General features: G+C 40.0%; 22 protein-coding genes. 9 read left to right on the top strand and 13 right to left on the bottom strand.

Translation table 11 applies throughout. The features are described from left to right. Positions 1–9 precede the first annotated feature (9 nt). From CWB75_RS18015 to CWB75_RS18005, 3 genes are all read left to right on the top strand, one after another. A complete protein-coding gene (locus tag CWB75_RS18015; protein ID WP_138571370.1) occupies positions 10–1,218 on the top strand; it encodes an ABC transporter permease in 1,209 nt (402 codons plus the stop codon). Between the two features lie 85 nt (positions 1,219–1,303). Further along, positions 1,304–2,632: a sigma-54-dependent transcriptional regulator gene (locus tag CWB75_RS18010; RefSeq protein WP_138571369.1), complete on the top strand. Its 1,329-nt coding sequence runs from the start codon at positions 1,304–1,306 to the stop codon at positions 2,630–2,632. Beyond that, positions 2,632–3,936 carry a sensor histidine kinase gene (locus CWB75_RS18005; protein WP_138571368.1) on the top strand — a complete coding sequence of 435 codons (1,305 nt, stop codon included), beginning with the start codon at positions 2,632–2,634 and terminating at the stop codon, positions 3,934–3,936. The genes CWB75_RS18010 and CWB75_RS18005 overlap by 1 nt, the downstream gene beginning before the upstream one ends. A 198-nt stretch (positions 3,937–4,134) precedes the next feature. On the opposite strand, the gene CWB75_RS18000 is transcribed toward CWB75_RS18005, so the two are convergent. Continuing rightward, a complete protein-coding gene (locus tag CWB75_RS18000) occupies positions 4,135–4,473 on the bottom strand; it encodes a Grx4 family monothiol glutaredoxin (protein WP_024602947.1) in 339 nt (112 codons plus the stop codon). 264 nt (positions 4,474–4,737) lie between these two features. Here CWB75_RS18000 and CWB75_RS17995 point away from each other — a divergent pair, with 264 nt between their 5' ends. From CWB75_RS17995 to CWB75_RS17975, 5 genes are all read left to right on the top strand, one after another. Then, positions 4,738–5,319, top strand: a complete 582-nt coding sequence (locus CWB75_RS17995; RefSeq protein ID WP_010388603.1) for a superoxide dismutase — start codon at positions 4,738–4,740, stop codon at positions 5,317–5,319. 208 nt (positions 5,320–5,527) lie between these two features. Next, positions 5,528–7,450, top strand: coding sequence for a PrkA family serine protein kinase (locus CWB75_RS17990; protein WP_010388602.1), 1,923 nt, complete (start codon positions 5,528–5,530; stop codon positions 7,448–7,450). Positions 7,451–7,481: 31 nt separating this feature from the next. Continuing rightward, positions 7,482–8,765 (top strand): YeaH/YhbH family protein, encoded by a 1,284-nt coding sequence (locus tag CWB75_RS17985; protein ID WP_010388601.1) that lies wholly within the window; start codon positions 7,482–7,484, stop codon positions 8,763–8,765. An 18-nt stretch (positions 8,766–8,783) separates the two neighbouring features. After that, positions 8,784–10,298 carry a SpoVR family protein gene (locus CWB75_RS17980; RefSeq protein WP_075169069.1) on the top strand — a complete coding sequence of 505 codons (1,515 nt, stop codon included), beginning with the start codon at positions 8,784–8,786 and terminating at the stop codon, positions 10,296–10,298. A gap of 78 nt (positions 10,299–10,376) precedes the next feature. Further along, positions 10,377–10,682, top strand: coding sequence for a universal stress protein (locus tag CWB75_RS17975; RefSeq protein WP_249362345.1), 306 nt, complete (start codon positions 10,377–10,379; stop codon positions 10,680–10,682). Between the two features lie 34 nt (positions 10,683–10,716). On the opposite strand, the gene CWB75_RS17970 is transcribed toward CWB75_RS17975, so the two are convergent. Both CWB75_RS17970 and CWB75_RS17965 read right to left on the bottom strand, forming a co-directional pair. Beyond that, positions 10,717–11,688: a sensor domain-containing diguanylate cyclase gene (locus tag CWB75_RS17970; protein WP_010388598.1), complete on the bottom strand. Its 972-nt coding sequence runs from the start codon at positions 11,686–11,688 to the stop codon at positions 10,717–10,719. A gap of 6 nt (positions 11,689–11,694) precedes the next feature. Continuing rightward, positions 11,695–12,699 carry a response regulator gene (locus CWB75_RS17965; protein WP_010388597.1) on the bottom strand — a complete coding sequence of 335 codons (1,005 nt, stop codon included), beginning with the start codon at positions 12,697–12,699 and terminating at the stop codon, positions 11,695–11,697. Between the two features lie 219 nt (positions 12,700–12,918). Between CWB75_RS17965 and tpx the strand changes: the two genes are divergently transcribed. Beyond that, positions 12,919–13,500 (top strand): thiol peroxidase, encoded by a 582-nt coding sequence (tpx, locus tag CWB75_RS17960; RefSeq protein ID WP_055012934.1) that lies wholly within the window; start codon positions 12,919–12,921, stop codon positions 13,498–13,500. 70 nt (positions 13,501–13,570) lie between these two features. On the opposite strand, the gene adk is transcribed toward tpx, so the two are convergent. From adk to CWB75_RS17915, 10 genes are all read right to left on the bottom strand, one after another. Beyond that, positions 13,571–14,215, bottom strand: a complete 645-nt coding sequence (gene adk, locus CWB75_RS17955) for an adenylate kinase (RefSeq protein WP_008468042.1) — start codon at positions 14,213–14,215, stop codon at positions 13,571–13,573. Between the two features lie 329 nt (positions 14,216–14,544). Then, a complete protein-coding gene (htpG, locus tag CWB75_RS17950) occupies positions 14,545–16,458 on the bottom strand; it encodes a molecular chaperone HtpG (protein WP_054201119.1) in 1,914 nt (637 codons plus the stop codon). Positions 16,459–16,578: 120 nt separating this feature from the next. Next, on the bottom strand, positions 16,579–17,292 hold the full coding sequence (locus CWB75_RS17945; RefSeq protein WP_138571367.1) for an RluA family pseudouridine synthase: 714 nt from the start codon (positions 17,290–17,292) through the stop codon (positions 16,579–16,581). Between the two features lie 104 nt (positions 17,293–17,396). Next, on the bottom strand, positions 17,397–18,005 hold the full coding sequence (gene recR, locus CWB75_RS17940) for a recombination mediator RecR (protein WP_138571366.1): 609 nt from the start codon (positions 18,003–18,005) through the stop codon (positions 17,397–17,399). A gap of 6 nt (positions 18,006–18,011) precedes the next feature. Next, positions 18,012–18,338 (bottom strand): YbaB/EbfC family nucleoid-associated protein, encoded by a 327-nt coding sequence (locus CWB75_RS17935; protein ID WP_010388590.1) that lies wholly within the window; start codon positions 18,336–18,338, stop codon positions 18,012–18,014. A 60-nt stretch (positions 18,339–18,398) separates the two neighbouring features. Then, positions 18,399–20,738: a DNA polymerase III subunit gamma/tau gene (gene dnaX / locus CWB75_RS17930; RefSeq protein WP_138571365.1), complete on the bottom strand. Its 2,340-nt coding sequence runs from the start codon at positions 20,736–20,738 to the stop codon at positions 18,399–18,401. Positions 20,739–20,741: 3 nt separating this feature from the next. Further along, complete coding sequence (apt, locus tag CWB75_RS17925) at positions 20,742–21,287, bottom strand: adenine phosphoribosyltransferase (RefSeq protein ID WP_008109316.1); 546 nt, start codon at positions 21,285–21,287, stop codon at positions 20,742–20,744. 155 nt (positions 21,288–21,442) lie between these two features. Continuing rightward, positions 21,443–21,565 carry a hypothetical protein gene (locus CWB75_RS19300; RefSeq protein ID WP_008109320.1) on the bottom strand — a complete coding sequence of 41 codons (123 nt, stop codon included), beginning with the start codon at positions 21,563–21,565 and terminating at the stop codon, positions 21,443–21,445. A 72-nt stretch (positions 21,566–21,637) separates the two neighbouring features. Next, positions 21,638–22,390, bottom strand: a complete 753-nt coding sequence (locus CWB75_RS17920; RefSeq protein WP_138571364.1) for an HvfC family RiPP maturation protein — start codon at positions 22,388–22,390, stop codon at positions 21,638–21,640. Positions 22,391–22,444: 54 nt separating this feature from the next. Continuing rightward, positions 22,445–23,302 carry an HvfB family MNIO-type RiPP peptide maturase gene (locus CWB75_RS17915; protein ID WP_138571363.1) on the bottom strand — a complete coding sequence of 286 codons (858 nt, stop codon included), beginning with the start codon at positions 23,300–23,302 and terminating at the stop codon, positions 22,445–22,447. Between the last annotated feature and the right edge of the window lie 95 nt (positions 23,303–23,397).

The raw sequence follows: 23,397 nt of genomic DNA, 5'->3' as shown, positions 1-23,397 counted from the left end.
GAGCTAATCATGTTAGAAATAAAACCAATATTTCATGCCCTTTGCCGCTCAAAGGTTGGAGCGATACTTTTACTTATTCAAATTGCGATTACAACGGCTATTGTTAGTAATGCGGCGTTTATCATTCAAGATAGAATCGCTTTTTTAAACCAAGAAACCGGCTACCCAGAGCAAGACTTGTTTAAGTTCAATGTGATGACCTTTGGGAAAGATGTTGATGCTAGCCAGCAGTTTGAATTGGACGAAGCCATGTTAAGAGCCCTACCAGGGGTTGAGAGTGCAGCGCAAAGTAGCAGTATTCCGTTATCTGGTAGTGGCAGCGCTTCCGGCTTTAATTTAAAACCTGCACCACAAGAAAGCAAAAATGTGCGCACTGCTTACTTTTTTATTGATGAGCACGGCCTAGACACATATGGCGTAAAATTGATTGCCGGGCGTAATTTTAGTGAAGATGAAGTACTCATTACAAATTCACCAACAGATAGAACAACCAATGTCACAGTCGTTACCGGGGCGTTAGCCAATGAGCTTTTCCCTAAGGGAGATGGCCTAGGAAAAACCATTTATTTTGGTGACTTACCCCTACAAATTATTGGGATCACAGCGCCAATGAAAGGCCCTTGGCTAAAAGATAGTCACCCCAATAATGTTGCGCTTATTCCGTATATTCAAGGCAAAACTTACGCACAATTTGCTGTAAGAACAAAGCCAGGACAACGCGCAGCTGTAATGAAACAAATCGAAAATGCGATGCTAAATAATTATAGCAAGCGGGTGATCAACAATATTAAAGGCCTTGATGAACTTAAAGATCAATATATGGCTGCAGATAAACTTATGATGCGTATGTTAATTGTGCTCATAACCATACTGGTATTGGTAACCGCACTGGGCATTTTTGGTTTGACGCTATTTAATATAAACAAACGTACCAAGCAAATTGGAACCCGTCGTGCTTTAGGCGCTCGTAAATCTGCAATTGTTAATTATTTTTTAGTTGAAAATGCGCTGATTTGTATTGCTGGCTTATTTTTAGGTGCTATTTCAGCACTTTTACTCGGTCAGTTATTAATGCAACATTTTTCAATAGCGGCATTACCATCAAGTTATATTGCTGTCACGGCAGTCATGGTGTTTACAATGAGTCTTTTGGCTGTATTTGGCCCAGCTAAACGCGCGGCAAATATTTCGCCGAGTATCGCCACTAGAACCATATAGCACAGCTCCCAACCTATGCTACACTGGCTAAACGCGGTGTAGCATTTTCAATATTTAAATAATAATAAACAGCGATTAAATTAACATGGAAAAAATACTTATCGTTGATGATAATCCTGCAATTTTAGATGCTCTGTCATTATTGCTAGAGATTCACGACTATAAAGTGGTTACTGCAAATAGCCCATTTGAAGCTATTCAAATTGTGCAATACCAGCGTATTGCACTTGTACTTCAAGATATGAACTTTAGTAACGACACAACTTCAGGAGAAGAGGGAAAGTTACTCTTTTATCAACTTAGAGAGCTAAATCCCCATCTGCCCATTATTCTGATCACTGCATGGACTGAGCTTGAAACAGCCGTTGAACTTGTCAAAGCCGGTGCGGCTGATTATTTACCAAAACCATGGGATGATGCCAAACTTCTTACCTGTGTTAATAACCTAATTGAACTAGGAAAGACCAAAAAACAAAATCAAACCTTATTGCGCCACCAGCAAGAGCGGGATGCATCTATAGAAAATGCTAATTTAGTAGGTTTAATTTATCGCAGTACGGCCATGGAGCAATTAGTTAAAATGGCATTACAAGTCGCCAAATCTGATGTCTCTGTATTAATAACAGGCCCAAATGGCAGTGGTAAAGAGCGCATAGCACAAATTATTCAAGCAAACTCACCTCGCCAAAATGCTGCGTTTATTACGGTCAATGCAGGTGCCCTTCCCCATCAACTAATAGAAGCAGAATTATTTGGTGCAGAAGCAGGTGCTTTTACAGGGATCACAAAACAAAGGATTGGTCGATTTGAAGCGGCTGATGGTGGCACATTATTTTTAGATGAAATAGGTAATCTCCCTTTATCAGGACAAATGAAGCTCCTACGGATTTTACAAACGGGAGAATTCGAGCGCTTAGGTTCAACCCAGACCCGAAAAGTTAATGTCCGTGTAATATCAGCGACCAATGAAAACCTAACAGATGCAATCAGCAAAGGGCTGTTTAGAGAAGACTTATATTACCGCTTAAATGTAATTGAACTTAACCTGCCAAGTCTTAATCAGCGACCGGATGACATACTTCCTCTTATTCATCATTTTTTAGTAGAACGTGAGCTGGACTTACAATGCGAAAACCTACTTTTAGCCCATTCATGGCCCGGTAATGTTCGTGAACTTGAAAATGCATGTAAACGTGTCAGTGTGCTCAAACCCAGCGGTGAGATAAGCATCGACGACTTTGGTTTAACTCCTATTACGCCTCAAACACACACTCAAAAAGTAGAGCCTAACAAACAACAAATTGAGGATGCCATGCGTTTACATAAAGGGGTGATTGCCAAAGTAGCACGTGAGTTTGGCCTCAGCCGACAAGCACTCTACCGTCGTCTTGATAAGTTTGAGATTGCCTACTGATGAAAGAATCAATATACCGCTTCTCTTTAACTTCTAAAGTGATTTTAGTATGTGTATTTTCCTCTGTGATCCCTGTTTTTATCTGTTGTTGGCTGCTGGGTGTTGACGCTATAAAAACAACAGTAAGTGTCATTTTCACAGCCGCGCTAAGTAGCTTATTGGCTCATCGACTCAGCGGTAAACTGGTCCAAGGTATTACTTCATTAGAAACTGGCTTATTAAATTTTAAAGATGGGGAACTATCGACTTTACTGGCCTATAACCATAATGATGAATTAGGTCATTTGTGCCAGCTTTACAACAAAACTGCAAAGCAATTAAGACAAGAAAAACAATGGGTTTACCAACGAGAGTTGATGCTTGATAAGGTATTACAAAACGCCCCTCAAGCTGTATTATTGGTAAATGACAATGATTTTATTGTTTATAGTAACCATAGTGCGAGAGATTTTTTTAATGCAAGTACAGCCCTAGAAGGCGAAAAAATATCACCATTATTGTCTAAAGCCCCACAGCAAATAATTAATGCCGTTAATAAAGGCGTAGATGGTTTATTTATTCTCGATAAAGCAGAACAAGAACCGCAAACATGGCATCTTTCAATGGGTCGCTTATTGCTTAACAACCAACACCACAGGTTGTTTGTATTTAAACAATTGACCCGCGAATTGAGCCGCCAAGAAGTTGAAGTTTGGAAAAAGGTTATTAGGATCATTAGCCATGAACTCAATAACTCACTAGGTCCTATGTCATCCATGTTACATAGTGCACAGCTGTTAACGCAAAAAGTGGATGAACCTCGTTTACAACGCGTTTTCACTACCATTGAAGAGCGAATAAAGCATTTAAACGAGTTCGTTCAAGGCTATGGAAAGTTTGCTAAACTACCACCACCTAAAATAACAACGGTTGATTGGCATTCATTACTCGATCAATTACAAAGCCAATGGCAATTTAATTTCGACCTTCAAAAAGATATCATCACACGAGCCGATCAAACCCAAATAGAACAATTGCTCATTAACCTGTTGAAAAACGCACATGAATCAGAGTCGCTAGCAGAGCATATTAGTTTAAAAATAACACAAGATAACCTCGGCACTCATATTAATGTGAGCGATCAAGGAAAAGGCATGAGTGAAACGGTTATGGCCAGTGCTCTCATTCCTTTTTATTCTACCAAGGCAGCTGGAAGTGGATTAGGGTTGGCACTGTGTCGAGAAATTGTTGAAGCCCATCATGGGCAAATTAGCCTGCATAATCGTGAAATCGGCGGGATCAGTGTTTTTGTAAGTTTACCCTGATAACTGCTTATTTAAGAATGAAAACTTGCTCAATTTAGGGACGATTCAATCGCGCTCTGAAGTTTGCGGCTTTGTAAGCTACGTAAAAACGAGTAAAGCTGCCTTCTCACTCCTTACTTTTAGCGTATAAGCAACAAGAGTAAATAATTTATAGACATAAAAAAAGCTGCAAATTGCAGCTTTTTTTTACCTAAACGCTTATTCAGCGTCTGCAGGTTTATGCTTTGCAGCTGTTTCTGCGATCAGTGGTTGTAATTCACCACGTTGAAACATTTCAATGATAATGTCACAGCCACCAATTAACTCACCTTCAACCCAAAGTTGTGGGAAAGTAGGCCAGTTAGCATACGCAGGAAGCTCTGCACGAATGTCTGGATTAAGTAAAATATCTACATAAGCAAACGGTTCACCACACGACATTAACGCTTGTGATGCTTGTGAAGAAAAACCACAATTAGGCAGTTTTGGTGATCCTTTCATGTATAAGATGATTGGGTTTTCAGCAATTTGCTGTTTAATTTTATCGATGGTTTCCATTTACAACCTCAAAATGACGATAGCGAACACATTAGGCCTTGAAAAAGTTTCACTGTGGCCTCAGATATATAGATTAAAATAGGCAATTAAAGCCTCAATCTTAAATAGCTTTAGCAAGAGCATTGCTGTTTGCTAAAACTTGAGTAAAATACTCAACAATTATAGTAACACTATATTCCTGTTTGGTATAGATAAGTGCCCTGTTTGCGCAGGCATTACGTATTACTAAATAGACTATCAACCAAAAGAAGATGGAGATAAAAAATGGCATTTGAACTACCGTCACTACCGTATGCAATTGATGCACTTGAGCCACATATTTCACAAGAAACGCTAGAGTTTCACCATGGTAAACACCACAACACTTATGTGACTAAACTTAACGGTTTAATCCCAGGCACTGAGTTTGAAGGTAAGTCACTTGAAGAAATCGTATGTTCTTCAGAAGGCGGTGTATTTAATAACGCTGCTCAAATCTGGAACCACACTTTCTACTGGAACAGCCTATCTCCAAATGGCGGTGGCGCTCCAACAGGTGCAATTGCTGATGCAATTAACGCCAAATGGGGCTCATTTGACGCATTTAAAGACGCGTTAAATGATAAAGCAGTAAATAACTTTGGTTCAAGCTGGACTTGGTTAGTTAAACTGGCTGATGGTTCACTAGACATCGTTAATACATCTAACGCTGCTACACCACTAACAGATGCAGGTGTTACTCCAATCCTAACAGTGGATTTATGGGAACACGCATACTACATTGATTACCGTAACGTGCGTCCAGATTACCTTAAAGGTTTCTGGTCACTAGTTAACTGGGAATTCGCGAACGCTAACTTCGCATAATTAGTTTAATACTAGTTTTAAAAAGACGCTTAGGCGTCTTTTTTTATGCCTACAATTTGCATTAATTGCGTTTATACGTAGGTTGTTTTATAAAAGCGCATCTTGATCATTTTTCATATAAATTTTTAATTTTATTGCACAAAAAATGAAATTCGTGACTAGACTTTAGATAGTGAATACATCTTCAAAGTAGGTTTCGGAGGTCATTATGACTATTTTTGATCACTACCAAGCACGTTATGAATCAACACAAGAAGAAGAGTACAGTGTTGCTGAATTCCTCGAAATTTGTAAAACCGATAAGTCTGCTTATGCCAGTGCACCTGAAAGGTTACTGATGGCCATTGGCGAGCCTAAAATGGTAGATACTGCTACCGATACTCGCCTAAGTCGCTTATTTTCAAATCGTGTTGTTGCACGTTACCCAGCATTTGCTGACTTTTATGGCATGGAAGACGCTATTGAACAAATTGTGTCTTATCTAAAACATGCAGCACAAGGCTTAGAGGAGTGTAAACAAGTACTTTATTTACTCGGCCCTGTGGGTGGTGGTAAGTCATCAATTGCCGAAAAATTAAAGTATTTAATGCAACAAGTGCCTATCTACTCCATTAAAGGCTCACCTGTTAATGACCATCCGCTGGCATTATTTGACCCCATTGAAGATGCAAACCTGCTCGAAAAAGAATATGGAATTAAGTCACGCTACCTTAAAACAGTGATGTCGCCATGGGCCGCAAAACGCTTACAAGAATTTAATGGTGATATTAGCCAATTTAGAGTGGTTAAACGCTTCCCATCAATTTTAAATCAAGTAGCGATTGCTAAAACAGAGCCCGGCGATGAAAACAACCAAGATATTTCGGCTCTTGTAGGTAAAGTAGATATCCGCCAGCTTGAACACTTTGCGCAAAATGATCCTGATGCGTACGCTTATTCAGGCGCATTATGTTTAGCTAACCAAGGCTTAATGGAGTTTGTGGAAATGTTCAAAGCACCGATAAAAGTGCTACACCCGCTTTTAACAGCCACACAAGAAGGCAACTATAACGGCACAGAAGGCATAAGCGCCCTGCCATTTAACGGCATGATACTCGCCCACTCCAACGAGTCAGAATGGCAAACCTTTAAAAACAATAAAAACAACGAAGCTTTTTTAGACCGTGTTTATATTGTTAAAGTCCCATATTGCTTAAGAGTGACCGAGGAGATTAAAATTTACGATAAGCTGATTGAACACAGTGAGCTTTATAATGCTCCATGTGCGCCAGGAACACTTAAAATTTTAGCTCAATTTACCACTCTCTCGCGCTTAAAAGAGCCAGAAAACTCTAGCATTTACTCTAAAATGCGGGTCTACGATGGTGAAACACTCAAAGATACCGATCCAAAAGCTAAGTCATACCAAGAATATCGTGATTACGCTGGTGTCGATGAGGGCATGAACGGTCTTTCAACTCGTTTTGCGTTTAAAATTTTATCTCGCGTATTCAACTTTGATACCACCGAAGTGGCCGCCAACCCAGTACATTTGTTTTATGTACTTGAGCAACAAATTGAACGAGAACAATTTAGTGCCGAGGTTGAAGAGCGTTATTTAAGTTTTTTAAAAGGCTATTTAATTCCACAATATGTTGAGTTTATAGGTAAAGAGCTACAAACCGCCTATCTAGAATCGTACTCGGAATACGGACAAAATATTTTTGACCGCTACGTTATTTATGCTGATTTTTGGATTCAAGATCAAGAATATCGCGACCCTGATACAGGGCAATTGTTTGACCGTGATGCGCTTAATGCTGAGCTAGAAAAAATTGAGAAACCGGCAGGTATTTCAAATCCTAAAGATTTCAGAAATGAAATTGTTAACTTTGTACTACGTGCTCGCGCTCACAATAATGGCAAGAATCCGCTATGGACGAGTTATGAGAAACTACGCACTGTTATTGAGAAAAAAATGTTCTCAAACACCGAAGACTTACTCCCTGTCATTTCATTCAATGCTAAAACATCGGCTGAGGATCAGCAAAAGCATGAGGACTTTGTTAACCGTATGGTTGAAAAAGGCTACACGCAAAAACAAGTGCGTTTGCTATCTGAGTGGTATTTACGGGTTAGAAAATCGCAATAACCTTCATAATTGCAGTTTTTAGGAGGTCATTATGGCGCATTTTATCGACAGGCGTTTAAATGGCAAAAACAAAAGCACAGTTAACCGCCAGCGTTTTATTAGGCGTTATAAAAAGCAGATAAAAGAAGCGGTGTCTGATGCGATAAATAAACGCAGCGTCACCGACTCTAGCTCTGGAGAGAGTATATCTATTCCACAGCGTGATATTAGTGAACCTACTTTTCATCAAGGTAGAGGCGGTAATAGAGAGCAAATACATCCAGGGAACGATCAGTTCTCTACTGGTGATAAAATTGAGCGACCTAAAGGTGGACAAGGCGGTGGCGCGGGCGAAGGTGAAGCGAGTGATTCTGGCGAAGGCCAAGATGATTTTGTTTTCTCAATTTCTAAAGATGAATATCTTGATTTGTTATTTGAAGATTTAGAACTCCCTAATTTACAAGAAAACCAGCTCGATAAGCTCGTACAAATGAAAACCCATCGCGCTGGGTTTTGCAGCGACGGTATGCCCAGTAATATTGACGTAGTGCGCTCATTACAAGGCTCTTTAGCTCGTAGAATTGCAATGACCGCAGGAAAAAAGCGACGCCTTAGTGAACTTGAGGGGCAATTAGCACTACTGCTTGAACAACCACACTGCGACAAAGCCGCTGTGACATTGTTGCAACAAGAAATCGACATTCTAAAGCAGCAAATTAAATCGGTACCCTTTATTGATAACTACGATTTGCGTTTTCGTAACTACAATAAACAACCACACCCAACCAGCAAAGCAGTAATGTTTTGTATTATGGATGTATCCGGTTCAATGGATCAAGCCACCAAAGACATGGCAAAACGCTTTTATATTTTGCTTTATCAGTTTTTAACTCGCAGCTATAAAGACATTGAGGTTGTGTATATTCGTCATCATACTCAAGCTAAAGAAGTTGATGAACAAGAGTTTTTTTACTCCCAAGAAACGGGCGGTACTATCGTTTCAAGTGCGCTTAAGCTGATGAATGAAATAATAGCAGAGCGCTATAATGCTGATGAATGGAATATATACGCAGCACAAGCCTCTGATGGTGATAACTGGGCAGATGATACCCCGCAATGTGGGCATATTTTACGTAACAAACTGTTAAGCGCAGTGCGATATTTTGCCTATATAGAAATTACTACCCGCGCCCACCAAAGTTTATGGCGCGAGTACCAAAGCATAAGCCAAACTCACAGTAATTTTGCCATCCAACATATTCAAGGTGTTGAAGACATTTACCCTATATTTAGGGAGCTATTTAAAAAAGGCCGTCAACAGCAAGGGGCTGCATAGCCAAAGCGAGGTAGCAATATGAATAACGAGCGAATCAGTGATGGGCCCGATTGGACCTTTGAGTTACTTCAGCAATATCAAGATGAAATTGCACGTGTTGCTGAGCATTATAAACTAGACACATACCCTAACCAAATTGAAGTGATCACTGCTGAGCAAATGATGGATGCTTACTCCAGTGTAGGCATGCCTATTGGCTATACTCACTGGTCTTACGGTAAAAAGTTTATCCAAACAGAACAAAATTATAAACGAGGTCAAATGGGCCTTGCATATGAAATTGTGATTAACTCCAATCCATGTATAGCTTATTTAATGGAAGAAAATACGCTGCCGATGCAGGCATTGGTTATGGCACATGCGTGTTACGGGCATAACTCTTTTTTTAAGGGGAATTATTTATTTAAAACATGGACTGATGCCGGTTCTATAATTGACTATTTATTGTTTGCTAAAAACTATATTAGCCGCTGTGAAGAGAAATACGGTATTTCTGAAGTAGAAAGCATACTCGACTCTTGCCATGCGTTAATGAGTTATGGTGTTGACAGGTATAAACGTCCGCAGCGTATTTCGTTATTTGAAGAACAAAAACGCCAGCAAGAACGGGCTGAGTACTTACAATCACAAGTTAATGAACTATGGCGTACCATTCCCTCTCAGCAGCAAGAATCAAAAAAAAGTGAGCGCCACTTTCCGCAAGAGCCACAGGAAAACATTCTGTATTTTATTGAAAAAAATGCTCCTTTACTTGAGCCATGGCAACGAGAAATCGTACGTATTGTGCGAAAAATATCGCAGTACTTTTATCCGCAAAAACAAACACAGGTTATGAATGAAGGTTGGGCCACTTTTTGGCACTACACTATTTTGAACCACTTATATGATGAGGGAAAACTAACCGACTCATTTATGTTAGAGTTTTTACAAAGCCATACAAATGTTGTATATCAACCCCCTTATAATAGCGATTATTACTCAGGTATTAACCCCTATGCGCTGGGTTTTAATATGATGGTAGATATACGCCGAATTTGTGAAAACCCGACAGAAGAAGATAAACGCTGGTTTCCTGAACATGCTGGTAGTGACTGGCTTGAAACTCTTCACTTTGCAATGCAAAACTTTAAAGATGAAAGTTTTATTAGCCAATTTTTATCGCCAAAACTGATCAGAGACTTTAAATTGTTCACTATAGTAGACCATGCTAACAACCCACATTTAGAAATAGGCGCTATTCATGACGATAATGGCTACAAAGCGGTTAGAGAGGCACTTTCTGCACAATATAACCTTAGTAATCATGAACCTAACATACAAGTTTACGATGTAGACTTGCGTGGAGATCGCTCATTAACCCTGCGATATATCCCTCACAACGCCATTCCACTGGCCAACTCCCATGAGGAGGTATTAAAACACCTTTACAGACTATGGGGCTTTAAGGTAAAACTTGAACAGGAGTCAAATTCTGGTGATATTTCAACCATTGGTCAATGCCCAAGCGATGACTCACGCCATACAACAGAGTAAAAATATGCAGAGCGAACCGATTGTGAGTTTTATGCAGGTTATACTGTCTATATTTCTCCAATATTAAGAGATTTAGGCTTGGTTTTTTCTGAGGAACAACTCGTTAATGCGTTTGAGAAACGACCACAATCGCAGCAGGCCCTTATAACTGATAATAACTTACGCGATAAGCTTCATATTAAAGCGGGATTACCCGAGCAGGTGTTCTCAAGCTTAGCGGCTAAGCTTCATATTAAAGCGGGATTACCCGAGCAGGTGTTCTCAAGCTTAGCGGCTAAGCTTAATGCTGATTTAGTGATTATAGGCTCTGTAGGAAATGTAGGGATTAAAGCTAAGCTCATTGGTAATACTGCAGAAAAAATAATGCGTTTACTCAAAACTTAATTACTTATTTTACCTCCCAATTAAAAAATGATGCTTACGCATCATTTTTTATATCAGCATATACCGACACTTTATTTCGACCGGTTTCTTTTGAATGGTAAAGTGCTTTATCGGCAGCTTCAATCCAACGCTCATGATCTTTAAATTCGTTGTCAAAGCAGGCAATACCCACACTAATGGCCATATGCATAGTGTGCTCTTTGTATTTCGCTGGTGAGGTTTCGATTAATTGACGCAAGCGTTCAGCAAATACGATAGCCCCTTGTTTATCGGTATCTAATAAAGTAACAACAAACTCTTCACCGCCGTATCGCCCAGCAATATCAGTTTCACGCAATGCAGTTTTAAGTAAACTCGCTATATGACGAAGTGCTTCATCTCCCGCACTATGACCAAAGTCATCGTTTACCTTTTTAAAGTGATCGATATCAAAAATTAATAACGAGCAGCAACCTTCACTGCGCTTAGTACGTAAAAATTCTTGATGTAACAAATGCTCCCAATGTCCTCGGTTTGCAAGCTGGGTAAGGCTGTCAGTTTGGCTTACTTGCTCTAATTTTTTGTTTAACTCTTCAAGCTCTTTTTTGTTAACTGCAATATCCGTTACATCGTAGATAATAATACAAATATGCTCTACTTCCCCTCGTACATTCGTAAGTGGAATAAACGTGGCGTTTTGATACATATAATCCGCTTTACCTGTAATCGGTCGATAATTTTTAAAACGAAAAATATACGGCTGCTGTTCCCAAATAGTAAATGAGCGATTTTTTAATACAAACACTGACTCAGCTTTACTTCTAAACCATTTTTCATCTATGGCTGGAAATAGATCAAACAAGTCTTTATCTTTTACTGCACTCGGTAACAGCCCAGAATGGTTTTCCATAAAGCCATTCCAAACGCATACCTTGTAGTCTCTATCAAGCACCACAAGGCCTACATCAACAGTATTAAACATGTCCATTAACCAATGGATTTCATTTAAATCTAAATCAGCTGGCATAAATATTTAATCTTCCAGTAGATAGGCAACTTTATATTTCAAAGTTTTAAGTGAATCTTCAGTAAAGAGCAACATTAAATCACAACTAATATCATGATTTTCAATACCGTAACTAATTTCTATGGCAAGTGTCCGTTGCCAACGCGACTTATTAGACTGAACAAGCTCAGAAACATCACGGTGCTGGCCCAATACAATGGGGTGGCCTTGACTAAAGGTCATGTCGAGCTGCTTTGATAAGCCTGTTAATATAGCGCCAATTAAAATATTACTTACATCCATTAGCAACTCTAACTCAACCTTGTCGTTTAATTCACCTTCGTAATTCATTAGTGAAGCTATTTCTTTAAAACTAGAATCATTTAAAAGTAATAACGCCTCACCAGATACCCCGCCGCCAATAAAACCTTGGCAAATACCCGACGTAGTGTCATTGGTATCAACAGAGCTTAGCGCCATATTAAGCTCACTGACTTCTAAAACATTAACATTAGGAATGGGTAGCTTAACAAATACATTAAGCAGTCGTGCAAGTAGATCCCCTGCTTGGCCCATAGCAACATTAGTCAGCTCTTGGTATATATCACGAACATCAGGGTCAACTTGTTCACCTAAAGTGTGGGACAAACGTTCACGCAGTGCTCTATCTCTTATGCCATGGTGCTCTATAATGGCAGCGAGCTTTTCAGGGGAACATGGTTTTTGAATAAAGTCTATGGCGCCAAGTTCAAGTACACGTTGATGTGCGCTTGGTTGAATATCGCCCGATACCACCACAGTGAGCACGTCTAGTCCCTGATCTTTCATTGCTGCCAACACACCATAGCCGTCCATCTCTGGCATATTTAAATCAAGGAAAAGAATTTCAGGTTGGGCTTTGCTTATTTGTTTTATGCAGTCTACACCGTCACATGCAAATTCAATTTTAATATCCCAATCATCGGGTAAGGAACGAGCCAACTGGCGTCGTGCTAATTTTGAATCATCACATATTAAAACCGATGTTGACATACAATCTCACTATTTTAAAACTGGGTGTAATTTTAAGCGTGTAGAACAAGCCACGGATACATAAAAAATAATACCTATTTCTTATACATACATAGTAATCAATGTATTACTTATTTTCAATTTTAGGCAAAAATAAAGCTGTGGATTTTTCTGCTTGGTTACTTATCTACATTATAATACACTCACAACTATTGCGTTAATTTAAAAGGAAAAAACTCCATGCGTCGTACATTAGCTTTTGCATTAAGCCTATTTTGCTGTGCCAGTTTTGCCGCAGATTTACCCGAAAACACACTCGATGCAGGAAAAGTAACTGCACAAGGTAAGCCAGTTACCTTATTAGGGAAAGGCCTTAAAGTTGGTGAAGATGCCCCTAACTTTAAAGTAGTTAATGACAGTTTCACTGCTGTTACGTTAGAAGATTATAAAGGCCAAGCTGTATTAATTAGTGTTGTTCCGAGCTTAGATACCGGTATTTGTAGCTTACAAACTAAGCACTTTAATGAAAAAGTCGCCCAACAATTTCCAGGCGTGGCCATGCTCACTATTAGTGCCGATTTACCATTTGCGCAAAAGCGTTTTTGTAAGGCCGAAAATATCGATAAAGTAACGACGCTTTCTGATTCTGTATGGCGTGATTTTGGTCAACAGTATGGCTTAATCATTAAAGATATGGGATTACTTACCCGCTCTGTTTTTATTCTTGATAAGAGCCATAAGGTTATTTATAAGCAATTAGTTAGTAGTTTATCAACCGAGCCTGAATATGATAGCGTCATTGAAAAGCTTAAAATGCTTTAAAGGTCGAATTTCAGGAAATAAAAAACCGCTATAAAAGCGGTTTTTTTTATTCTGCTGTGTGGTTAAAAAATTAACCTAGTAGCTCAGCTAGTTGCTTGCTTACTGCTTCAACCGCTTGGGTACCATCTAATTTATGGTACTGCGTGTTACCCGCTTTCGCTTCTGCTTGGTAGTAGTCAACCAATGGCATTGTTTGCTCATGGTAAATACCTAAGCGTTTACGAACTGTCTCTTCGGTATCATCTGCACGAATAATTAGTTCTTCACCTGTTTCGTTGTCTTTACCTTCCTCTTTTGGAGGATTGTAAACAACATGGTAAACACGGCCAGAGCCAGGATGAACACGACGTCCGCCCATACGCTCAACGATAACTTCATCAGCAACATCAAATTCAATAACGTGATCAACCACTACGCCATTTTCTTTCATTGCATCAGCTTGTGGAATTGTGCGTGGGAAACCATCTAGTAAGAAGCCTTTTTCACAATCTGGCTTGGCAATACGCTCTTTAACAAGGCCAATAATAATATCGTCAGAAATAAGCTGACCTGCGTCCATTACTTTTTTTGCTTCTAGGCCAAGTGGTGTGCCCTCTTTAATTGCAGCTCGTAGCATATCACCGGTAGAAATTTGTGGAATACCGTATCTATCCATTAAAAACTGAGCTTGAGTACCTTTACCTGCACCCGGCGCGCCCAAAAGAATAATGCGCATATCATTGTCCCCTAATATGAGAGTTTATTTTAAAGTCTGAATTCTTCCATAAGCGCTGCAGATACTCAAGTAACTTATACTAATTGTCTAGGGTCTGTTGACCTTTGCGGATTAATATTTGTTCAAACTAGGGAGAATTTAATCGCGGCGCGGGGTTTGTCACCTACTGGGCTAAGTAAAAACCGAGTAAAGCTTCCGCGTCCTGCTCACCCCCTGCCTATATCCATGAAAGCAACAAAGAGTAAATTGCCCTTAGGCATAACCCTTCGAGCAGGGCATAAAAAAAGGGAACAGTCGTTCCCTTTTTACTCAATCATTGATTTTTATACTTATTTGCTTAAATCAAGCATAAGTTTATTTAAGCGAGTTACAAATCCAGTTGGATCTTTAAGCGTACCGCGCTCTGCAAGCAAGGCTTGGTCTAGTAGTACATGTGACCACTGTGCAAACTTATCTTCGTCTTGCTCATCATTTAAATGCTTAACCAGTTGGTGCTCTGGATTTAATTCAAACACAGGCTTAGCCTCAGGAACAGCTTGACCTACTGACTCCATTAGCTTTTGCATTTGCGAGCTCATGTCATTGTCATCACTCACTACACACGCTGGTGAGTCGGTTAAGCGGTGAGTAAAGCGTACATCTTTAACATCATCTCCTAATGCAGTTTTGATACGCTCAACCAAGCCTGCAACTTCTTTTTCAGACTCTTCTTGTGCTTTTTTAGTTTCTTCGTCATCTAGCTTACCTAAATCTAGATCACCGCGGGTAATTGACTGAAATTGCTTTTCGCCAAATTCCGTTAAATGGCTCATCATCCACTCATCTACACGATCGCTTAGCAATAATACTTCAATGCCTTTTTTACGGAAGATTTCTAAGTGTGGTGAATTTTTAGCAGCAATAAATGAGTCAGCAACCACATAGTAAATTTTATCTTGGCTGTCCTTCATGCGCTCAATGTATTGCTCAAGTGAAACATCTTGAGTTTCTGAGTCGGTGTGCGTTGATGAAAAGCGTAATAGTTTAGCAATGCTTTCTTTGTTGGCCGCATCTTCTGCAGGCCCTTCTTTCATTACCTGACCAAATTCATTCCAAAATGTTTGGTAATCATCGGCTTTGTTTTTAGCCATACGCTCAAGCATTTTAATAATACGCGACGTACACCCCTTACGAATAGCTTGGGTAACTTTGTTGTCTTGTAAAATTTCACGCGATACGTTTAGTGGTAAATCGTTTGAGTCTAATAAGCCTTTAACAAAACGTAAGTAGCTTGGCATAAACTGTTCAGCGTCATCCATAATAAACACACGTTGAACATAAAGTTTTAAACCACTTTGGCGCTCACGATTCCATAAATCAAAAGGTGCTTTTTTTGGAATGTATAACAAACTGGTGTATTCAGTTTTACCTTCAACTTTATTATGTCCCCAGCTAAGCGGATCTTCCCAGTCGTGGCTTACATGCTTATAAAACTCTTTGTATTCGTCCTCAGAGATTTCTGATTTGTCACGTGTCCATAATGCAGTTGCACGGTTAATGCTTTCCCACTCACCTGGAACAGCCGGAATTTTTTCACCATCTTCACCTTCAGACTCAGGTACTTCTGCCTTGTACATTTGTACTGGTGTAGAAATATGATCAGAGTATTTAGTTACGATACTGCGAAGACGCCATTCATCTGCATATTCATTTTCTTCTTCACGAAGATGTAAAATAATATCTGTACCACGGCCTTCTTTTTCGATTTCTTGTAGCGTGTACTCGCCTTCACCTTTTGACTGCCATTCAACCGCTGTTGTCTCTCCTGCTTTACGAGTACGAACAGTCACTTCATCAGCAACAATAAATGCTGAGTAAAAACCAACACCAAATTGACCAATAAGCTGTGAATCTTTACTTTGATCGCCCGTTAAGTTTTTGAAAAATTCAGCCGTACCCGACTTAGCAATGGTGCCTAATGAGCTGATCACTTCATCACGCGTCATACCAATACCATTATCAGAAATGGTCACTGTGTTAGCGTCTTTATCTGCGCTTATACGTACGCGTAAATCTGCATCACCTTGATAAAGATCACCGTTTGAAAGGGCTAAAAAGCGTAGTTTATCGGCGGCGTCAGATGCATTTGATACAAGCTCACGTAAAAAGATTTCTTTATTTGAATAAAGCGAGTGAATCATTAAGTTTAATAGTTGTTTTACTTCTGTTTGAAAGCCTAATGTTTCTTTTTGTGCTGCAGTCATTTATGTATCTCCAATTTGCAAAGTGTCTGCGTTATGCACTTAATATGGGGTGAGCCGTGAGAAGTTCAAGTAAAAAAAATAAAAAACCCCATTCAAAGACACTTTAAAGGGCTTAATCAACTAAAAAGGCGTTGTGGCATGCCCGTGCATTGGCTTATCAGTGCATGGATGTACAAAAAATAAATCGCTGGCATGCAATAATAATCGTTGAGCACCCTGCTCACTGCAATCATTTTTATATAAATCACATCCTAGTATAGGGTGGCCTAAAATTAAACTGTGAATTCTAAGTTGATGAGTGCGTCCAGTTATAGGAGTAAAATCGACCAAAGTTTTTTGCTCTTTGTTAAAGCGTTTAACCACTTTAAATTGAGTGCGCGAGAGTTTGCCGCTCTGGTGACAAATTTTCACTTTCGGAAATAACATTTTATCTTTTGCTATAGGCGCAGTAATTTCTCCCTGAGGCTCAGAAACCAATCCAAAGAGCATTGCGCGATATTGCTTTTTAACACTTCGGGATTGGAATTGCTGATTCAGTGCTTTAGCTGCTTTCTCGTTAAGTGCTACCACCATCACTCCGGAGGTACCTAAATCTAAACGGTGGGGTAATATCGCAGTAGGAAACGCTGCGGTAACGCCTTGTTGGCCATTAACAAGCCTATAGTGAACCGAATCCCAGTTAAGAGGGTTTTTACCCGACAAGCTCAACAAGCCGCTAGGTTTATTGATCAATAAAATATCATCATCTTGATAAATAATTTTTATGTGTTCATGGCAAACAGGTGCGATAAAGTCATCAACAATCACATTAGCACTTTGAGTTATTGCAGCCATACCATCCTTAAACTTTTGTTTATATTGCAATTAAAGCCAACAAAAAAGCCTACAGCATGTATGTAGGCTTTTAAAGTAAGTTCAAATAGTAAGCTTAAAATAAACTATTCATGGCTGACTAAGCGCCTGCCACTAAATGCATGCATTAAGGTTGTGCCATCGACTAAATCAAGCTCGCCACCCACAGGAATACCATGGGCTATTCGCGATGCACCCACTTTGTATTTATGACAAAGCTGGGCAATATAATGAGCCGTTGTTTCACCTTCAACCGTAGGGTTAGTGGCTAATATAACTTCATTAATACCGCCATGGGCAAGCTTTTGCTCAAGCACGTCTAGACCAATTTCTTTAGGCCCTATGCCATCAATCGGTGACAAATGTCCCATTAATACAAAATAGAGTCCTTTGTATTGGCCTGTTTGTTCAATCGCTAACACATCTGTAGGCGACTCAACCACACATAAAGTACCACTGTCTTGACGCTTAGTGCTTAAGCAAATATCACATTGCGCTTGCTCGGTAAACGTGCGGCACGACTGACAATGCCCTACAGCCGTCATCGCTTTTGTTAGCGCATTCCCAAGCTGAGTGCCACCTTTGCGGTCGCGCTCTAATAAATGAAATGCAATGCGCTGAGCAGATTTCGGGCCAATACCTGGCTGACAACGAAGTGCTTCTATTAGCGATGTTAAACTATCTGAAAGTTGCATAATTGCTTAGAACGGCATTTTCATACCAGGTGGTAATTGCATACCGCCTGTTACTTTGCCCATGCGCTCTTGAGTTTCTTCAGCAACACGGCGAACAGCATCATTACACGCTGCTGCAAGTAAATCTTCAATCATGTCTTTGTCATCTTCCATTAAGCTTTCATCAAGCTCAACACGACGAACATTGTGGTTACCAAGCATGGTTACTTTCACTAAACCTGCACCGGCTTCACCAACCACTTCCATCGTTGCGATTTCTTCTTGGGCTTTTTGCATGCGCTCTTGCATTTGCTGCGCTTGCTTCATCATGTTACCCATTCCACCTTTAAACATAATCGTCTCTCTTTCTTTTAATACATTAACTGGAGTATAAATAAGGGCACTGGTCGTTAATTACAATGCCTGAATACTGTTTTCGTCAATTTCAGCGCTAAATAGCTGTTGAAATTGTACTATATTTTCATCGCTGGTGATCACATCAATCGCTTGCTGGTGACGACCTGCATCAATTTTTTGTTGAATCAAATAAGGTGAGTCAATCACCCCGCTAGCAAAATCAATATTAAGCTCAACGTTGTGTCCATAAATACTTGATAACGCCACATTTAACTTTTGACGTAACATTGGCGTATCTAAGTGCTTTTGCGATTCATCCACTTCAATATGGAAATGATTGTCTTGTTTGGTAAAAATTGAATGCAATGCAAACTGGCGCATGCGTCCGCCAAGTCCCATACGCTTTATTAAATAGGCCCATTCGTCTTGTTGATGGGCAAATCTAATTTCACTAATTGGGCTTTGAAAATCATCTGGTACGGGAATACTAGGCTCTTGCTCAACAACAGGTGCTGGTTTTTGCGGGTTAATTTGCTCTAATAGCTCAGGTGCTAAATTTTCAGTAATCGTTTGATGCTTTGCTTTAAAGTCAACTTTACTCGCTGGCTTATTTGCTACCTGAGCTCGGCTCCCCTGTGCTGGGAGCTGAGGCTTTTTTTGCAGGTCATCGCTCACCTCACTATCCCATGGCGGTGGCTGCTGCGATACAGTTTGTGCTTCATTGCTCACCGGGCGACTAAATTCGGATTTTGCCGGTACTGGTTTTTCTTCAGTTGGCTTTTCAATAGCGGCACTTGAAAGCTTACCGGCACCCGAAATGTTTCTATCGCGTAAAATACGCGCTATTGCTGACTGTGCTCGCGCTTCTTGCTCACCCATTGATGACGCAGACTGATCTGCGTTACTTGTGGCATTTGCTAACTCAGGGTTAAACCCTTGGTCAACAGCGCTACTCATTACATCATCGTATTGTGCGGCAATAGTTTGTTCTACATCACTGTGCTGCATGTAGGCATCATCTTCGCTTTGACGCTGCGCTTGTTCATCACTTATTACAGCAGGGGTATCGACAATTTGAGGCTGACTTTGTATCGAACTTTGCTCAAGTTGTGTTTGGCTATTATCAGGCTTTGAAACCTCAGGCTCATCGGCTTTTGTTGGCTGCGTATTAGTTGCTAATGGCTGAATTTGAGGAGCATTACTCTGCGCTGGTTTATTTTTATTTAAAATATCACGCAGAGCATTAGCCCGCCCTGCACTATTTTGCTCTGGCGCAGCTTGTGAGCTAGGTTCAGGTTGATTGGTTTGCAACTGCGTAGGTTCAAATGCCAATAACCTGAGCATAATCATTTCAAATCCTAAACGAGGCTCAGGTGCCCATTGTAAATCTTTTTTGCCATTGAGTAATAACTGGTAATACACTTGAATTTGTTGGGCATGGCTATGCGCTGCAACATGCTCAATGTAATCGGCGTTATTGCTATCAAGCGCAGCCGCTTCAGGAACTAATTGACTCAATTGAATCACATGCGTTAGCGCAATTAAGTCATCAAGCAACGCAATGTAATTTGGATTTCGGCTAGCGACTTGAGCAACTTCATTCATCAAGGCTGTGCCATCTTGCGCTAATAATGCCGCAAGTAAACTTTGACTGTAATGGGTGTCCATTAAACCAAGCATGTCTTGTACCGCTTGATTTTTAATATCACCATTTGTTTGAGCAATAGCCTGATCGGTCAGACTTAATGCATCTCGCATACTACCATCGGCCGCTTTGGCAATAATACTTAGCGCATCATTATCAAAATTAAGCTGCTCATGGGTAAGCACATGCTCAAGCTGTTGCTTAATCTCAGCTTGCGACAATGCATTCAGATTAAACTGTAAACAGCGAGATAAAATAGTCACTGGTAATTTTTGAGGATCAGTGGTTGCGAGCAAAAATTTCACATGCTCAGGCGGCTCTTCAAGCGTTTTTAATAACGCATTAAAGCTGTGCTTTGACAACATGTGTACTTCATCGATTAGATATACTTTGTAACGTCCGCGCGTTGGCGCATATTGAACGTTATCGAGGATCTCACGCGTATCCTCAACTTTGGTGCGTGAAGCCGCATCTATTTCGAGTAAATCAATGTAGCGCCCTGCCTCTATATCAACACAGCTACTACATTGACCACATGGTGTGGCAGATATACCTTCATCACAATTTAAGCTTTTAGCAAAAATACGGGCAATGGTGGTTTTACCAACACCACGGGTTCCAGTGAATAAATAAGCGTGATGCAGTCTATTTTGAGTCAGCGCGTTTACCAGCGCCTGTTTTACATGAGACTGCCCAACCAATTCATGAAAGGTTTGAGGACGCCATTTTCTCGCTAGAACCTGATAACTCATCGATTATTCGCCTTCGAATTCAACCAATTTTAAAATATTGATGCCCATTTTTTCAATACGTTGCTCACCACCAAGCTCTGGAAGTGATACAACAAAGGCAGCATCTGTGGCGTTACCGCCTAATTTTGCAACCAACTTGGCTGTTGCTTCAATTGTACCACCGGTCGCCAACAAGTCGTCAACTAGCAATACTTTATCACCGGCTACAATCGCATCAGTATGAAGCTCTAGTGTATCTTCGCCATATTCGAGTTGATAATCTTGGCGAATAACTTCGCGCGGTAATTTACCTGGTTTACGAACAGGGATAAAAGGAATTCCCAAAGCATAAGATAGCGGAGCACCAAAAATAAAGCCACGTGATTCAGTGCCGATAATTTTAGTAAAACCTTGGTCTTTATAAGCGTCAATAAATGCATCTATGGTTGCTTTAAACGCTTCAGGGTTTGCCATTAGGGTTGTTACATCGCGAAACATAATGCCCGCTTTAGGATAATCAGCAATTGTAGTAATGCTGTTTTTGATAATTGCTGGTGTTACTTGAGTCATAATTTTAACTGCTCAATGATTAATATTACAAAGCAGGTGATTATAACCTTAAGTGGTCGTAAATTGCGAGTTTGCGATAATTATAAAGTGTCGGGAGAGGGAAGTGATAAAAATGTAAGGCTGATGAAAAACAACAGCCTTAAAATAAAACCTGATTAAGTTAAGCTGGTGATCCAACCTAAAATGGCATTTAAACACCCTATTCCAGCAAATACGGCTAAGAATGCAAAAAAGTAAGCCGCATTGAACGGGTCTTTAAAGTCTTTATCATCTGACATGGGTACAACCTTTTATTAAGCACAACAAATAAAGGCGCTATAATAGACGATGTGAAATAATCAATAAAGAGCTTAGTCTTGATTTTTTGTCACTATAATTTGCCGCTGTGCCATAGCTGTTAAGGTACTCAGTGCCCCTTGTGTTATTTGCTCAAGATTAAATTGTGGTGCATTTTCACTAACCTGTTGGCAAACCTGCTCAAACGTACTCCCCGCTTCATTTTCAATAATAGACAGTAGCATGGCGGTCATGGCATTGGTGGCCAAAAATTGCACCTCATCACTCTCATCGCGGTAAACAACAAAGAAATACGGCTGCTCTGAAGGCTGTTGAGGTTGAAACTCTTCACTTATATGTTGCACTGGATAGTCGTAGCTTAAGTTACGCGCTGTTTTAGATAAATACAAAGGAGAATGAGTAAGCTTATTAGCGCTTAGAGGGAGCTCACGGGGGTCAGCCTTCATTACAGACACGTCAAGCTCAATCCATTCATAATGGGCTAGCGCCAGCATAAACACCGGATCAGACTCTCTAGGTACATAGCTTGTCATTAAATAGGTAATAAATTCTTCTCCTATATCTAAAAAATAAGGAGATTGGCAATCATGTTCACTAAAAAATTGACGAACCAGTAATAGCCACTGTTGATCACTATAAAGTGTTTTTAAAACTGGAAATGCCGATGAAACAAAGCCATTAATATTATTAAAAAACAGATCTCGGTAAATAGCCATTCGTCTGTCTTCAACATCGGTTGGACACGGCTGCTTATTAGGCTCTCGAATATGGGCCATAAACTCATTTTGCACATCGATAAAACTCATAATAACGACTCTTATAAAACCCTAAAATAGCAAGTACTTATTAAATTCAAACAGCTAAGCACTTTGTGCTGTTGATAACAACTTAAGGTGCTTTGCCTGTAAATGATGGATTATATCCAGCTCTTTGGTTAACACGTTAATAGGCGGAATATTAAAATCTCGCTCTAGCAGTGTGGGAAAAACACCATGTGCCTGATATGCGCTATCGAGCAATTGCCAGACAGGGTCAATAACATCTGCGCCATGAGTATCTATAATAAGGTCATCAGCCTCATTGTAGTGGCCTGCAACATGACAATAGGCAATTTTATTAGTTGGTAGCCCACTTAAAAACGCTTGTGCATCATAACCATGATTAATCGAGTTCACATAAATATTATTAACGTCTAATAGCAACTGGCAGTCTGCGTCTTCTAAAATAGCATTGGTAAATTCAAGCTCTGATAGCTGCTGACCAGGGGCACCATAATAAGACACATTTTCCAGCACAAGTGGTCGCTCTAATATATCTTGTACCTGCTTAACCCGAGAAACGACATGTTTGATCGCTTCTTCAGTAAAAGGAATTGGCATTAAGTCATACATATGGCCTTTACCTGAGCAATAGCTTAAATGTTCGCTATAAGCTTTAATATCGTGGTTATCAAAGAAAGATTTTAACGACTTTATAAATTCAATATCGAGCGGTTCAGGTGAGCCAATAGAAAGAGATAAACCATGACAAACAAAGTGATTATTATTAGTTAACTGCTTAAATTGCTTTTCAAAGCGCCCACCTAGCTTTAACCAGTTCTCTGGGGCCACTTCCATAAACTCAATTTGTTTTGGTATGGCATGCTCAAGCTCATCTAGCATTTCTCTTCGCAAGCCTAAACCGACCATGCCAAAGTTAGGCGTTTGATTTTGAGCCATAATAAAACCTCATATTAAATAAAAAGGGCCTAATGGCCCTCTCACTTATCGGAAAAAGAAAAGTTTAGTGGCTACCACCACATTTACCTTCGCCG

This window comes from Pseudoalteromonas sp. S1608, assembly GCF_005887265.1.
Taxonomy (GTDB): domain Bacteria; phylum Pseudomonadota; class Gammaproteobacteria; order Enterobacterales; family Alteromonadaceae; genus Pseudoalteromonas; species Pseudoalteromonas undina.
The sequence above is the reverse complement of the archived record's forward strand: the minus strand, read 5'-3'. Positions and strand labels throughout refer to the sequence as shown.

Coding starts and splice junctions, on each gene's coding strand:
- CWB75_RS18015 (WP_138571370.1), top strand. CDS start 10: ATGTTAGAAATAAAACCAATATTTCATGCCCTTTGCCGCTCAAAGGTT.
- CWB75_RS18010 (WP_138571369.1), top strand. CDS start 1,304: ATGGAAAAAATACTTATCGTTGATGATAATCCTGCAATTTTAGATGCT.
- CWB75_RS18005 (WP_138571368.1), top strand. CDS start 2,632: ATGAAAGAATCAATATACCGCTTCTCTTTAACTTCTAAAGTGATTTTA.
- CWB75_RS18000 (WP_024602947.1), bottom strand. CDS start 4,473: ATGGAAACCATCGATAAAATTAAACAGCAAATTGCTGAAAACCCAATC.
- CWB75_RS17995 (WP_010388603.1), top strand. CDS start 4,738: ATGGCATTTGAACTACCGTCACTACCGTATGCAATTGATGCACTTGAG.
- CWB75_RS17990 (WP_010388602.1), top strand. CDS start 5,528: ATGACTATTTTTGATCACTACCAAGCACGTTATGAATCAACACAAGAA.
- CWB75_RS17985 (WP_010388601.1), top strand. CDS start 7,482: ATGGCGCATTTTATCGACAGGCGTTTAAATGGCAAAAACAAAAGCACA.
- CWB75_RS17980 (WP_075169069.1), top strand. CDS start 8,784: ATGAATAACGAGCGAATCAGTGATGGGCCCGATTGGACCTTTGAGTTA.
- CWB75_RS17970 (WP_010388598.1), bottom strand. CDS start 11,688: ATGCCAGCTGATTTAGATTTAAATGAAATCCATTGGTTAATGGACATG.
- CWB75_RS17965 (WP_010388597.1), bottom strand. CDS start 12,699: ATGTCAACATCGGTTTTAATATGTGATGATTCAAAATTAGCACGACGC.
- tpx (WP_055012934.1), top strand. CDS start 12,919: ATGCGTCGTACATTAGCTTTTGCATTAAGCCTATTTTGCTGTGCCAGT.
- adk (WP_008468042.1), bottom strand. CDS start 14,215: ATGCGCATTATTCTTTTGGGCGCGCCGGGTGCAGGTAAAGGTACTCAA.
- htpG (WP_054201119.1), bottom strand. CDS start 16,458: ATGACTGCAGCACAAAAAGAAACATTAGGCTTTCAAACAGAAGTAAAA.
- CWB75_RS17945 (WP_138571367.1), bottom strand. CDS start 17,292: ATGGCTGCAATAACTCAAAGTGCTAATGTGATTGTTGATGACTTTATC.
- recR (WP_138571366.1), bottom strand. CDS start 18,005: ATGCAACTTTCAGATAGTTTAACATCGCTAATAGAAGCACTTCGTTGT.
- CWB75_RS17935 (WP_010388590.1), bottom strand. CDS start 18,338: ATGTTTAAAGGTGGAATGGGTAACATGATGAAGCAAGCGCAGCAAATG.
- dnaX (WP_138571365.1), bottom strand. CDS start 20,738: ATGAGTTATCAGGTTCTAGCGAGAAAATGGCGTCCTCAAACCTTTCAT.
- apt (WP_008109316.1), bottom strand. CDS start 21,287: ATGACTCAAGTAACACCAGCAATTATCAAAAACAGCATTACTACAATT.
- CWB75_RS19300 (WP_008109320.1), bottom strand. CDS start 21,565: ATGTCAGATGATAAAGACTTTAAAGACCCGTTCAATGCGGCTTACTTT.
- CWB75_RS17920 (WP_138571364.1), bottom strand. CDS start 22,390: ATGAGTTTTATCGATGTGCAAAATGAGTTTATGGCCCATATTCGAGAG.
- CWB75_RS17915 (WP_138571363.1), bottom strand. CDS start 23,302: ATGGCTCAAAATCAAACGCCTAACTTTGGCATGGTCGGTTTAGGCTTG.